This window comes from Phytoactinopolyspora endophytica, assembly GCF_004138495.1.
GTDB classification, from domain to species: domain Bacteria; phylum Actinomycetota; class Actinomycetes; order Jiangellales; family Jiangellaceae; genus Phytoactinopolyspora; species Phytoactinopolyspora endophytica.
In genome coordinates, this window is sequence record NZ_ML142853.1 from 399,018 (window position 1) to 412,111 (window position 13,094).

Consider the following 13,094-nt stretch of genomic DNA (forward strand, 5'->3'; position numbering starts at 1 on the left):
CGTCGACCCCACTGACCTGGAAGCGGCCGCCGGAACATACGAGCTCGACACGGGAGGGTCATTCGATGTGGAGGTAGCCGACGACGGGCTCGCGATCTCGGCCAACGGCGCCGATGCCGCAGCCGTGCTGTTCCAGCCGTCCGGTGACGTCACCGCCGGTGACATCGCAGCACACGAAGACCGGGTGCTGGCGACGCTCGCGGGCGAGACCCAAGAGGGCCGGGAAGAGCTCGACATCCTGGAGTCGGAGATCGGACCGATCGACGACGTCGAGCTCGCCGGCACCGTCTTCGCCGAAGGCGAACTGCGGACGTATGTCAATGTCGTCGCAGGCTCCGAGTCGATCACCCTCTGGTACGCGATCGACGAAGGAGGTGGAATCGCGGGGGTCGATGGACCAACAGATCCGCCCGACCTGCGGCTGGTCCCCTCCGGCGACGGTGACTTCCGCCCGGAGGACCCCACCGGTTCGGGCCTCGAGCTGACCGTCACGTTCGAGGACGGCCGCATGACAGTCTCCGGGCCAGAGACCACGACGACAACCGCTGAACGCTCATGATCATCAACCGTCGGCCGTATCATGACGCGTCTGACGGTTGATGATCACCGGCGCTGAGACTGCGATCGCTGGGAGACTGTGGCCATGCGCATCCTGCTGCTGGAGGACGACGTCGATCTCGCCGAGGTGGTGGCGCTCGGCCTCCGCAACGAGTCGTATGCGGTCGACGTCGTCGGTACCTACGCCGAGGCTGAGGAACTGCTGACAACGACGGAGTACGACGTCGCCTGCTTCGACCTGGGGCTGCCCGACGGCGACGGGCTCGACCTCGTCCGGCGGCTGGCAGCCGATCCGGAGCTCCATCGCCCCCGTCGCTCGCTGGTGCTGACCGCTCGCGATGCCGTCGATGACCGGGTGGCCGGCCTGGACGCCGGGGCCGACGACTATCTCGTCAAGCCGTTCCATTTCGCGGAGCTGATGGCCCGGCTGCGGGCACTGGGGCGGCGCGGCGACGACCACGGATCGACGCTGGAGGTCGGCGAGCTGATGCTGGATCTCGCCGCGCATCGGGCGTGGCGATCCGGCGTCGAGCTCAACCTCACGGCCCGCGAGTATTCACTGCTGCGCTTCTTCATGCATCACCCCGGCGAGGTGCTCTCGGCCGAGGACCTGCTCGAGCACGTGTGGGACGCCAACGCCGACCCATTCACCTCATCGGTCCGGGTGATCCTCGGCCGGCTACGCAAGAAGCTCGGGGACCCGCCGCTGATCGTCACGATCACCAGCGTCGGCTACAAGCTGACCGACGACGACACGCGACACGCGCCGAGCCACGCGCCCGCGCCGGTGCCGGAGACGGCGGGAACAAGCGGTGCGCACGATTCCGGGGAGTTCGGCGATGACCGACGACGGTAGCGGCACCAGCGGCGAGCGCACACCCCTGCGCCCGACGAGGCAGGCGGGCGCCCTTTGGCGATCACTGCGGGTCCGGCTGGCAGTGCTCGGATTCCTGGCCATCTACGTTCCGGCGCTTCTCCTGTTCGGCGTGATTCTCGCGACCGAGACCGACACGAACGTGGTGGTCGACAACGGCGTCGAAACCCAGAGCACATCGACGGAGCGCTCACCGTGGGTCAGCTGGACCGTCGTCGCGCTGGGTCCCGTGGCCGCCGGTCTCGCGTGGTGGTGGTCCGGCAGGGCGGTACGTCCCATCGACCGGGTGCGAGCAGTCGCGGAGGACATCGAGGGTACGGATCTCAGCCGACGGATCGGGCTCGATCACGGCCCGACGGAGGTGGTGTCGCTCGCGGCGAGCTTCGACGCGATGCTCGACCGTCTGGAGCGGGCCGCTGACACGCAGCGGCAGCTGATCGAGGAGACCAGCCACGAACTCCGCATACCGCTGTCGGTGCTCTCGACCAACGCAGAGGTTCTCCTCGCCCATCCGGAGCCGACCGTCGATGTCTACCGGCAGGGTTTGGAACGGTCGGGACGGGCCGCCGCACGGCTCCAGGCAACCATCGACGATCTGCTCACCGACGCGCGCGGACGCGCCCGAACCATCGACCGGCGTCCGGCCGACGTGGTGGCCATCGTCCACGGCGTCGTCGAGGACGCCGGCGTTCTGGCGGCCACGAGACAGGTCGACGTGTCGATCGTCGGGTCGCCTTCCGCCGTGTGTCCCGTCGACGAAGCCACGGTGGCACGTGCGGTCTCCAACCTCGTCGACAATGCGATCAAGCATGCGCCGAGTGGCTCGACAGTGGAGGTGACGGTCGAGGTCACCGAGTCCGAGGCGACCGTCGTCGTGACCGACCACGGTCCCGGTATTCCGCCCGACCAACAGGACCACATCTTCCAGCGGTTCTGGCGCGGCAGGCACGACACGGACGGCACTGGTCTCGGCCTGCCGATCGCCAGCCAGATCGCGCAGGCCCATGGAGGCAACCTCACCGTCACGTCACCCGGCCCAGCAGGCGACGGCTGTACCCTCCGGCTGAGCCTCCGCCGCTGACGTGTCCCGGGGACCCATCCAAGGTTCGTGGCCTCCTGTAACGGTGACGCGGGTCGCTGGCGCTTCAGGCGTTACACAGGGCCAGGAACCCCACCTCGGCCTCAAAGCTTGCGGATCGCCGCGCGGACCTCCTGCAGCATCCGATCACCCACGCCGGACGCCGCGGCGAACTCCTCCCATCGCGCCGTCGCCGCGTTGACGTCTTCGATGACCGCGTCGGCTTCGGTCTCCGCGATGCCGGCCTGCCGGGCGACCGACAGCACGTGCTCACGGCCGGGCGCGCGTCCCTCGCCGGCAACCGCCAGCGTGTGCTCACCGCCCGGCCCGTTGGCAAGAGTCAGGTCATACACCGGCGACATGCTCCATCGGCCATCGCGATCCATGAGGAAGGAGAAGTTCTTCGTGTGATCGTCCCGGTTGTAAGAGGCGACATTGAACACCATCCTTCGGAACGCTTCGACGACGACCCGATGGTCTTGCGTCAGCCTTTCCGTCACCGCCAGCAGCGCGTCGTACTCGACCGACGGCGCTCGGTGCGTGGCGTGCAGGAGACCGCTCAGCGTGTGCATATGCCACCGCCGATTGCCAGCCGCCCGGTCGAACCGCCGGACGCCCAGATACGCCTTACCATTATCGACGACGAACAGGCGGGTCGCCGGGACAGCGATTCCGGCGGCAGCGCCCATGGCCAGATACGCATGCTCGACCCTGCCCGCGTCTCCGTCGTCAGCGTCGGCGAAGAACTTGACCAGCCAGTGCTCGAACCCATCGGGCAGATCCTGGTCCCCCGCGATCAGCTCGTCTCCCCGCACGCCGACCACGACCTTCGGCCCCGCCCCGCCCGCGCTACCTCCTGCCGCCGCCAGAGCCGGCAGGACCTCGTTGGTATCCCCTGCGAGGATTTCCGAGGCCTGCTCCCCAAGCGTCGCAAGATCGACTCGGTCGGAGGCCTGCCCAGCGTCCTCGGCGGGGTGATAGGTCAGGGCTCCCATGGTCCGCGTTCCCAGGTACGTCAGCCGATCCAACGGTGAGACTGTGCGCACATCGATGCCCCGCTGCCGCATCTGGCGGTCCATCAGGAGCATGCCCCAGCCGTCGGGCAGCGAGTCGTCGAACAGACCAGGTAGCGGGCCGAACATCCGGTCGTCCCGGTACTCCTGCAACCCTGGCTCGACGGGAAGGCGAAACGGCGACAGCGGCAACTCGCTTCGGACGAATGTGTCCGCATACTCGAAGACCGTCGTCCGCCCGTCAGAGGCCAGCTGCCCGACGTCGACGATCTCTTGGGGCGACCACTGCAGGCGAACGTGAACCCGTTTCACCGACGACCCCGTTTACGCGCCGGCGCCGTTCCGCGCGCCACGAATTCGTCGACTGTTCTGGCCGACGGCGGTGCGAGCAGCTCGGCGAACTCGTCCAAGCGCCCCAACGCCAGCGCCAGCTTCAACAGGGTGTCGACGGAGCCTCGCCCTGTTGTCTCGAACCGACGTACCGTCATCTCCGAGACTCCAGCATGTTCCGCCAACGTCTCGATCTTCATATCAGCACGGAGCCGCAATGCCCGCACCCGTTCGCCCAGCTGGCGCGCGACATCTCGACGTGTCAACAGACTCATACGCTCAGCCATGAAACTCCTTATCGTTCGTTATTGTACTCCATGTTGGTGATCTAATTCTTTGTCGTTCTATTTTGAACGATACGTAGTGCCCGTACCGGAGGTCGGCAAGGCGCTCGGCGCCAGGTTGACTGACTACGCCGGCCACCTGCTTCGACCAGGTCACGTGCGGCTTCACCGAAGGCACGGAGTCGCCAAGAGAGTTCGTGGCCTCCTGTAACGGTGACGCGGGTCGCTGGCGCTTCAGGCGTTACACACGGCCAGGAACCCCACCCGGAGGTGGCGGTGGCCGGCGATCTACTCCGGGATCCGCTGGCGTTGTTCCGAATCCACACCGTCAGGAGGACGGAAGTCGTGTGAAACCTTGGCACAATCGGTGGCGTGCAGATCCGGATGTTAGGCCCGCTGGAGATCCGAGCCGATGACTCCACCGCCATCGAGGTCAGCGGTGCCCGGCTGCGCACGTTGCTGATCGCGCTGGCGCTGGAGCCCGGCCGGATCGTGTCCACGTCCCGCCTGGTCGACGCGATCTGGGGTGAAGACCCACCAGAGAAGTCGGTGAACGCCATACAGGCGCTGGTGTCACGGCTGCGCCGGATACTGCCGGACGCCCCCGTCGAGTCGCACGCCACCGGCTATGGCCTGATGATCGAGCCGGAAGCGGTGGACGCGACGCGGTTCGAGCGGCTGATGGGCGAAGGGCGCTCCGCGCTCTCCGACGATCCGGAGGCGGCCGCGCGGACGCTGCGGGAGGCACTCGACCTGTGGCGTGGAACCGCCCTGCTCGACGTCGCCGACGCGGAGTACTTCGAGTCGCCCGTGGTGCGCCTGTCCGAGCAGCGACTCGCCGCCATCGAAGACCGGGTCGAGGCGGATCTCCGGCTCGGCCGCGGGCAGCAGCTGACCACCGAGCTGACGACGCTCGTCGCAGACCATCCATTGCGTGAACGGCTGGTCGCATCGTTCATGCGTGCGTTGTGCGCGGCCGGACGGCCCGCGGAAGCGCTCGAGGCGTACGAGCGGGCGCGGCAGGCGCTCGCGGACGCACTCGGCGCCGACCCCTCGCCCGAGCTGTCCGGGCTGCACACCGCTGTCCTACGGGGCGAGCTAGCTCAGGTGCCGTCGCCGTCCGCGACCCCGGCGGAATCCGGACCGGACGCACCCGGAACCGCGGGAACAGAACCGGCGGGAACAGAACCGGCGGGCGCGGAACTGGCAGAGGCTGAGCCGGATCGCCCTACGACGAACCTCCGCGCCGGCCTCACCAGCTTCATCGGCAGAGACGAGGACGTCACCCGTATCCCCAAGCTGGTGCAGGACAACCGCCTCACCACTCTGACCGGCCCAGGTGGCGCCGGCAAGACCCGGTTGTCCGTCGAGGTGGCGCGGAGGCTGACCGACCAGATGCCAGACGGAGCATGGTTGGTGGAGCTATCGCCGATCAGCGACGGCGCCGACGTTCCGCAGGCGATCCTGACCGCGTTGGGACTGCGGGAACAGGCGATCGCCGGCTGGGCGCCCGCCGACGAGCCACTTGACCGGCTCGTCACGGCGCTGAGGGCCAGGCACACCCTCCTGGTGCTGGACAACTGTGAGCACCTCATCAACGCCGTCGCGGTCCTCTCGGACCGGTTGCTCGGCGAGTGTCCGCAGCTGAAGATCCTCGCCACCAGCCGGGAACCGCTCGCGATCACCGGCGAGGCCGTGTGGCCCGTCAAGCCACTCGCGTTACCGACGGAGGATGTGAGCGCGACCGAAGCCGCAGCGTCCCCTGCCGTGCAGCTGCTCGCCGACCGCGCGGGTGCGGCCCGACCCGGGTTCGAGCTGACCGAAACCACGGCGCCGACCCTTGCGCGGATCTGCCGGGCCCTGGACGGTATGCCGCTGGCCATCGAACTGGCGGCCGCGCGGTTACGCACCATGACCGTCGAACAGTTGGCTACCCGCCTCGATGACCGGTTCCGGCTGCTCAGCGGCGGCAGCCGGGTAGCGATGCGCCAGCACCAGACGTTGCGTGCGGTAGTCGACTGGAGCTGGGACCTGCTCTCCGACGAGGAGCGGGTCCTACTCCGTAGACTCGCGATCTTCGTGGGCGGAGCGACGATCGAGTCAGCCGAGTGGGTGTGTGCGGGCGACGTCGTCGACGCCGACCGGGTATTCGAGCTGCTCACCGCCTTGACCGACAAGTCCCTGCTGGTGGCCGGCGACGACGGCGGCCCACGCTACCGGATGCTCGAGACCATCAAGGCGTACTGCCTCGAACGGCTCGATGAGGCAGGCGAGCGCGAGCGGATACGTCGCGCGCATGCCGACCATTTCATCGAGTTCGCCGAGACCGTCGACCCACACCTGCGCCGCGCCGAGCAGCTGGAATGGCGTAGCCGCATCGCGGCTGAGCACGACAACCTCACCAGTGCGCTACGCGGCGCGATCGCCGCGGGAGACGCGCCGCGAGCGGTACGGATGGTGGCCGCCGCAGGCTGGTACTGGTGGCTGAGCGGCCGCAAGGCGGAGGGGCTTGAGCTGACCGAGGCGGCGCTGGAGGTGCCGGGCGAGGTCGACGACGCTTCGCTGGCATCGGCTTTGGCGATAGCGGTGCTGTTCGCCACGGCCGGCCTCGGCGACGAGCGCAATGCCAGAAAGTGGCTCGACAACGTGGCACGGCTCGACATAGGGACAGAGTCCCTCAGTCCGCTGGTGCGGTTCATCAACCCCGCGAACGAGATCATGCGCGCCGCACTCGACGGTTCCGCACCCAGGATCGATGCCATGGACGAGCTGCTCACGGACGATGATCCGTGGGTGAGCGGCATGGGCCGGCTCAACCGCGCCCGCATGCTCTACAACGCCGGTTCCAACGTGACCGAGGCTACGACCGACGCCGAGGCGGCGCTCGTGGCGTTCCGCGACATCGGGGAGCGCTGGGGCCTCTCGTTCGCGCTGCAGGCGCTGGCCGACATCGTCGCCCAACGCGGCGACCTGGCGGCGGCTCTTGCCTACTACGAGGAAGCCATCGTCGTCGTCACCGAGATGGGGACCATCGAGGATGTCCTCTTCATGCGCGGCAAGCAGATTCAGTTGCGCTGGCTGCTGGGCGACTCGGAGGGTAGCGCGGCGGCGGAGGCTGAGGCCGACCGGGAAGCCCGGCAGACCGCCTGGCCGGACGCGCTCGCCGGGCTGGCTCACGCCCGGGCCGACCTCGCCCGATGGAAGGGCGAGCTCGACACGGCGAGGACGTACCTGGCGGAAGCAGAGACCGTGTTGCGGCACATGAACATACATCCGGTGTTCCGCGCGATGGAACTCGACTCGATGGCGCATGTGGACGCTTTGGCAGGCGATCTTGAGACCGCGAACGCTCGCCGTTCCGAAGCACTCACGTTCGCCGTGAGGTCCGCGCATGCGCCCACGGCCGGCCAGGTGTTGGTCGGAATCGCCGACCAGGCGATGCGCAAGGGCAAGCCGTCCGAGGCCGCCACGATGCTGGCGGCGGGCGACGCGATCCGCGGAGCTCCCGACCTGTTCTCTCCCGACGCGACCCGAGTCGAGGCGGAGGCGCGAGCCGTCCTGGGCGACGACGGATTCGTCGCTGCGGCGCGGCTGGGCGAGGGCGTGACATTGGAGACGGCCCGCGACGCAGCGTCGCCCATCCTCGACGTGTGAGCGGTTGCGTCCGCGAGGGAGAGAATTCCCGGCCCGTCGTCTGCGGTGGGGGTCCGGTGGGGAGGGAGAATCCCAGCCTCGCCCGCGGCGAGGTCGTCGCGGGGCTCCTCCCACGCCGATGCCCGAGCCTTCCCTGGCTGGGATTCTCCCTCCCCACCTTTGCGCTTAAGCCGCGTTCGGGCTGGGAAATCCCTCCCCCTCGCTCGGTCTGCAGCAGAGGCCGCGCGAACAGGCGCCGGTATGTCGGGCGTTCCTGTTCGCGCGGCCTCTTCGAGCGTCGAGCGTGGTCGAGCTGCCTAGTGGGACGGGTCGCGGTTGTAGAGCTTCTTGGCCCACACGTACCCGAGGAGCGCGATGCCCGCACACCAGGCGGCCGAGATGATCGCGTCGTTGCCGATGTGGGTCCCGACCAGAAGACCGCGGATCGTCTCGATGATCGGGGTGAACGGCTGGTATTCGGCGAACCAGCGCAGCCCCGTCGGCATCGAATCGGTAGGGACGAATCCGCTGCCGAGAAACGGCAGGAGCACCAGCGGCAACGGCAGGTTGCTCGCGCCCTCGACTGTCTGACTCACCAGGCCGAGCGCGACCGTCAGCCAGGTGAGCGCGAAGGTGACCATGGCGACCACGCCGGTCAGCGCGATCCATTCGACCACGCTGGCGTTCGGACGGAAGCCGACGAGCAATGCGACGCCGACGACGATCGCCACGCTGAACAGGGTCTGGAGCATGGCGGCGAGAACGTGCCCCGTCAGCACCGAGGCCCGGGAGATCGCCATGGTGCGGAACCGGGCGATGATGCCCTCGGTCATGTCCATGGCGGCAGAGATCGCGGTTCCCTGAGCCACGGCGGCCACCGCCATCAGGATGACCCCAGGCGCGACGTAGTTGACGTACTCGCCCCGCCCGCCGGACATCCCGCCGATCCCGTCCCCCAGCGTGCCGCCGAAGACGTAGACGAACAGCAGCAGGAAGATGACCGGCATGCCGGCGAGCTGCACTGTCATGGACGGGTAGCGGATGAAGTGCCGCAGGCGCCGGCGAAGCATGGTGGCCGAGTCGGTCGCGGCGATGTTGAGAGTGGTCATGGTCAGCGCTCCTGTTCTGCGTGGGGGCGGCCGGTGAGGTTGAGGAACACGTCGTCGAGGTCGGGTGTGTGGATGGACAGCTCGCCGACCTTGATCGACTCGCGTTCCAGGCGGTCCAGCAGTGCCTTCAGCGATCCGACGTCGCCGTCGCTGGGGATCTGTAGCGTGAGGCTGTCATCGTCGCGGCTGTTCTCGCTGAAGATCCGCGCGGCGGCCTCAAAGTGTCCGGGGTCGATGAACTGCAGACGGATGTGTCCGCCAGGCACGAGGCGCTTGAGCTCGGCCGAGCTGCCCTCGGCGACGATGGTTCCGTGGTCGAGCACGGCGATCCGGTCGGCGAGATGGTCGGCTTCCTCGAGGTACTGGGTGGTGAGCATGATCGTGACGCCACCGGCGACCAACTGCCGAATGACCTGCCACATGGCTCGGCGGCTGCGCGGGTCGAGCCCGGTGGTGGGCTCGTCGAGGAAGATGATGCTCGGGTCACCGACCAAGGTCATGGCGAGGTCGAGGCGACGGCGCATCCCACCGGAATAGGTTGCGGCCGTCTTCTTGGCGGCGTCGACCAAGTCGAACTGCTCCAGCAGTTCGGCCGCGCGGCGTCGTCCCTCGGCCTTGCCCAGATGACGGAGGTCCGCCATCAGGATCAGGTTCTCCTCGCCGGTGAGCAGGCTGTCCACGGCGGAGAACTGGCCCGTGACACCGATCACGTCTCGTACGGCGTCCGGTTCGCGGTCGGGGTCATGACCCGCCACCCGCATCTGGCCGCCGTCGGCCGTGATCAGAGTGGACAGGATCTGCACCGTCGTCGTCTTGCCGGCCCCGTTCGGTCCGAGCAGGGCGAAGATCGTCCCTGCGGCGACATCCAGGTCGATACCGTCGAGCACGACGTTGTCGCCGAACGCCTTACGCAGCCCGGTCACGGCTATCGCGTTGTTCATCAGGTGGCTCCCTTCGTTTCGGTTGCCACCACCATCACCGAGCGCGTTGACAGCGGCTTGATACGGCGCTGACAGGCCATTGACATGGCCGAGCCGAAACGGTTGCGGAGATCACGGACGGCCGTCGCCGCAAGGGAGAGCGACGACGTCAGGAGCTGATCGACGCGACCATCCGCGTGATCGAGCGCGCCGGCGTCGCGGGTGTCACCCAGCGCGCCGTCGCCCATGAGGCCCACGTGCCACCGAGCACGGTCATGTACTACTTCCCCACCATCGAGGACCTGCTGCTCACCGCTCTCACCGCGTGCAATGACAGTTGCCTGCGGCGGCTCGCGGAGATCGACGCCCATGACGACTCACGAGCGCTCCGCGAGCTCGCTGAAGAGATCGTCCGCGGCGCCGAGGCGAACCGCGCGCGAGCCGTGGCCGAGTACGAGCTCTTCGTGCTGGCGGCCCGCCATCCCGCCATCCGGGCCGAGGCCAACCGATGGACCCAGGCTCTCGACCGTTTCATCGCCCGCTTCGTCAGCGATCCGATCGCGCGGGACGGCGTGACCGCCGCCGTCGACGGCTTGTTCATCCGCGTACTGAACAGCGACGATCCGCCCCGGCAGGAGCATATCCTGGCCGTTCTGCTGCAGCTCACCGGACAGCGTTGAGCGTCGCACGGAGTGACTTTCCTCATGATCATGAACAGTAACCGTGCTATTTACACGGTTACTGTTCATGATCATGGGAGTGGCCGGACAGCTGCTCGACCTGCAACAGCAGCGCCGAGTGATCGAGCGAGCCGAGCCCCTGGGCGCGCAGCGACGCCATGAGTCCGGCGACGTGGGCGCCCAGCGGGATGGCCACCCCTGCCTCCCGGGCAGCCGACGTCACAATGCCCAGGTCCTTGTGGTGCAGATCGACCCGGAACCCCGGGTCAAAGCTCCGCGTCAGCATCCCAGCGGCCTTGCGATCCAGGATGGCGCTGCCCGCCAGCCCGCCGGCCAAGACCTCGACGGCACGTTCCCGGTCCACACCATGGGCGTCGAGAAACACCAGAGCCTCCGACACCAGCTCGATCACTCCGGCGACGATGAGCTGATTGGATGCCTTGACCGTCTGACCGGCGCCCGCGGGACCGACGTGGACGACGGTGGCACCCATGGCGTCGAGCACCGGCTTCGCGGCGGCGAACGCCCCGCCGTCGCCGCCGACCATGATCGAGAGCTTCGCGTCGATGGCGCCCTGCTCGCCGCCGCTGACCGGGGCGTCGAGCACACGTACACCGCGTTCGGCCCCGGCCTCGGCGACCTTCCGCGCGACGTCGGGCTTGATGGTACTCATATCGACGAACAACGCTTCGGACGCGACGTGCGCGAAGACGCCGTCCTCGCCGAGGACCACGGCCTCGACGTCCGGTGAGTCCGGAAGCACGGAGATGACCACGTCCGCACCGTCAACGGCCTCACGCACCGAAGTGGCGCCCCTTCCGCCGGCCGCGACAAGGGCTTCGACCTTGGCGGGACTACGGTTGTAACCGACCACGTCGAAGCCCGCCCCGACCAGGTTGGCCGCCATCGGCCCGCCCATCACTCCAAGACCGATGAATCCGATAGTCGTCATCCCAGGTTCCTCTCTCCGGTAGTTCCCGCGCTCAGCCATCCCAGCGGGTCGGCTCCGTCGTCCTTGTATTCCAATGCGATCCACCCGCCGTACCCGCCCGAGATGACGTCATCCGCCCAGGCCCCCAGAGGCAGCTGCCCGCTACCAGGAGCGCCGCGCCCCGGCGCATCGGCGATCTGCACGTGGGCGATACGTGAGCGGTGCCGCTCGATGGCCGACGGCACGTCGTCGCCGTTGACCCAGAGGTGGTAGACGTCCAGCAGCAGGCCGAGATTGTCCGGGCCCGCACCCTCGGCCGCCCGCTCGATCACCTCGACCGCGTCGTCCGCCGTCTTGAGCGGATAGGACTCCACGCCGCTGACCGGCTCGATCAAGACCGTCCCGCCGATCTCCCCCAGCACCCGGGCGGCGTCCCGAAGGTTCTCCGTGGCGAGTTCGTCTTGCTCCGCCGCCGGCACACTGGGCAGACGGTTGCCGTAGAGCGCGTTGAACGCCGGGCATCCCAACTCCTCCCCGATGCGTGCGGCGATCTCGACGCTGGCGCGCAGCTCGTCCTCGCGGCCCGGCAAGGAGACCACACCACGGTCGCCACCTGGCATGTCACCGGCGAACAGATTCAGCCCGATCAGCCGCAGCCCCGAGGCACGCACGGCGGAGACGAAGCCGTCCACCTCAGCGTCGCTCGGCGTCGCCGAGGCGAACGGCCACCAGAACTCGACGGCGTCGACTCCGGCTTCTCGAACCGCGGCGAGCCGCTCGGGAATCGGGCGGTCCGTCATCAGGATCGAACAGTTCACGGCGTAACGCGATGTATCCAATGAGATCCCGCTTTCCACAAGAAATTGGTCCAACCAATTGGCCAATAACGAGGCTATGGGCGCGAGTCCGCCGTCGTCAACTCGGGTCTGGCCGGGTCTGGCTGGCCGTCGGTGGACCCGCCCGCTCCGCTACTCGACGCATCCGGGCGTGGCCTGCCCGGGTCACACTGCCCGATGGGTGGCTACGGATGCTCCGCGCTCGCCCCGCCGATGATCTCCTCTTCGACTGCCTCCACCTCGGCCAGCAGCGCCATCTCGATCGCGCTCATGTGCATCGCCATCATCTGGTTCGCCCGCCGCGAGTCGCCCTGCCGGATCGCTCGGAGCACCAGCTTGTGGTGGTCAAGGTACTGCTCGGCGGCATCTGCCCGGGTGCGCGAGCGGTGCTTCAGCTCGCTCCACATCTGTTCCTGCATCAGGTCGATCAGCATCCGCTCCTGCGCCAGCAGGACGCTGTTGTGCGACGCCGCCGCGACGGCCAGATGGAACGCGCTGTCGACCTCGGCCGCGTCCTCACCCGCCGCGGTCAGCCTCGCCTGCTCCTCGACGGTCCCCTCGATGGCCAGCAGGTCGCTGGGGTGATGCGAGGTCGCCGCGCGCTCGGCGCAGACCGGCTCGATCGCGGCCCTCGCCACGATCAGGTCGAGCGGGCTGTGCTCACCAATGACGGCCGCCTGCGCCCGCAGCAACGCCGTGCTGGAGCTACTGTCCTGGGTGACATAGGTACCGCTTCCGGTCCGGACGTCCAGCACACCCGCGTGCTCGAGCACCCTGATCGCCTCACGCAGCGAGCCGCGGCTCACCTGCAGCTGGCCGGCGAGGACCCGCTCCGCGGGCAGCGAGGT

At 68.2% G+C, this 13,094-nt stretch carries 13 protein-coding genes; 5 read left to right on the forward strand and 8 right to left on the reverse strand.

Features of this window, described 5'->3' with window-relative positions:
* The 3 genes from ELR45_RS12615 to ELR45_RS12625 all read left to right on the forward strand — a co-directional run.
* A partial coding sequence (locus ELR45_RS12615; protein ID WP_165367722.1) for a hypothetical protein occupies positions 1–559 on the forward strand: 559 nt, incomplete at its 5' end.
* Positions 560–643: 84 nt separating this feature from the next.
* Positions 644–1,414 (forward strand): response regulator transcription factor, encoded by a 771-nt coding sequence (locus tag ELR45_RS12620; protein ID WP_129666407.1) that lies wholly within the window; start codon positions 644–646, stop codon positions 1,412–1,414.
* A complete protein-coding gene (locus ELR45_RS12625) occupies positions 1,398–2,513 on the forward strand; it encodes a HAMP domain-containing sensor histidine kinase (protein ID WP_129666409.1) in 1,116 nt (371 codons plus the stop codon). Before ELR45_RS12620 ends, ELR45_RS12625 begins: the two co-directional genes overlap by 17 nt.
* 101 nt (positions 2,514–2,614) lie before the next feature.
* Here ELR45_RS12625 and ELR45_RS12630 read toward each other — a convergent pair whose 3' ends face one another.
* Together ELR45_RS12630 and ELR45_RS12635 are read right to left on the reverse strand one after the other, a co-directional pair.
* Positions 2,615–3,835 (reverse strand): type II toxin-antitoxin system HipA family toxin, encoded by a 1,221-nt coding sequence (locus ELR45_RS12630; protein ID WP_129666411.1) that lies wholly within the window; start codon positions 3,833–3,835, stop codon positions 2,615–2,617.
* Positions 3,832–4,140 (reverse strand): helix-turn-helix transcriptional regulator, encoded by a 309-nt coding sequence (locus ELR45_RS12635; RefSeq protein WP_129666413.1) that lies wholly within the window; start codon positions 4,138–4,140, stop codon positions 3,832–3,834. Before ELR45_RS12635 ends, ELR45_RS12630 begins: the two co-directional genes overlap by 4 nt.
* 369 nt (positions 4,141–4,509) lie before the next feature.
* Here ELR45_RS12635 and ELR45_RS35085 point away from each other — a divergent pair, with 369 nt between their 5' ends.
* The gene (locus tag ELR45_RS35085; RefSeq protein WP_165367723.1) at positions 4,510–7,791 is read left to right on the forward strand and encodes an AfsR/SARP family transcriptional regulator; all 3,282 of its coding nucleotides are present in this window, start codon (positions 4,510–4,512) and stop codon (positions 7,789–7,791) included.
* 296 nt (positions 7,792–8,087) lie between these two features.
* Here the strand turns inward: ELR45_RS35085 and ELR45_RS12645 are convergent, their stop codons facing one another.
* The 3 genes from ELR45_RS12645 to ELR45_RS37695 are packed head-to-tail and all read right to left on the reverse strand — an operon-like array spanning position 8,088 to position 10,047.
* Positions 8,088–8,879, reverse strand: a complete 792-nt coding sequence (locus tag ELR45_RS12645) for an ABC transporter permease (RefSeq protein ID WP_129666415.1) — start codon at positions 8,877–8,879, stop codon at positions 8,088–8,090.
* 2 nt (positions 8,880–8,881) lie between these two features.
* On the reverse strand, positions 8,882–9,820 hold the full coding sequence (locus tag ELR45_RS12650; protein WP_129666417.1) for an ATP-binding cassette domain-containing protein: 939 nt from the start codon (positions 9,818–9,820) through the stop codon (positions 8,882–8,884).
* Positions 9,820–10,047: a hypothetical protein gene (locus tag ELR45_RS37695; RefSeq protein WP_205856527.1), complete on the reverse strand. Its 228-nt coding sequence runs from the start codon at positions 10,045–10,047 to the stop codon at positions 9,820–9,822. The genes ELR45_RS12650 and ELR45_RS37695 overlap by 1 nt, the downstream gene beginning before the upstream one ends.
* Between ELR45_RS37695 and ELR45_RS12655 the strand changes: the two genes are divergently transcribed.
* Positions 9,997–10,479, forward strand: coding sequence for a TetR/AcrR family transcriptional regulator (locus ELR45_RS12655; RefSeq protein WP_205856490.1), 483 nt, complete (start codon positions 9,997–9,999; stop codon positions 10,477–10,479). The two genes, ELR45_RS37695 and ELR45_RS12655, sit on opposite strands and share 51 nt — an antisense overlap.
* 58 nt (positions 10,480–10,537) lie before the next feature.
* On the opposite strand, the gene ELR45_RS12660 is transcribed toward ELR45_RS12655, so the two are convergent.
* From ELR45_RS12660 to ELR45_RS12670, 3 genes are all read right to left on the reverse strand, one after another.
* The gene (locus ELR45_RS12660; RefSeq protein WP_240759547.1) at positions 10,538–11,431 is read right to left on the reverse strand and encodes a 2-hydroxy-3-oxopropionate reductase; all 894 of its coding nucleotides are present in this window, start codon (positions 11,429–11,431) and stop codon (positions 10,538–10,540) included.
* Positions 11,428–12,210 carry a TIM barrel protein gene (locus ELR45_RS12665; protein ID WP_129666604.1) on the reverse strand — a complete coding sequence of 261 codons (783 nt, stop codon included), beginning with the start codon at positions 12,208–12,210 and terminating at the stop codon, positions 11,428–11,430. Before ELR45_RS12665 ends, ELR45_RS12660 begins: the two co-directional genes overlap by 4 nt.
* 221 nt (positions 12,211–12,431) lie before the next feature.
* Positions 12,432–13,094, reverse strand: a 663-nt coding sequence (locus ELR45_RS12670) for a FadR/GntR family transcriptional regulator (RefSeq protein ID WP_205856491.1), incomplete at its 5' end; no start/stop codon positions are given.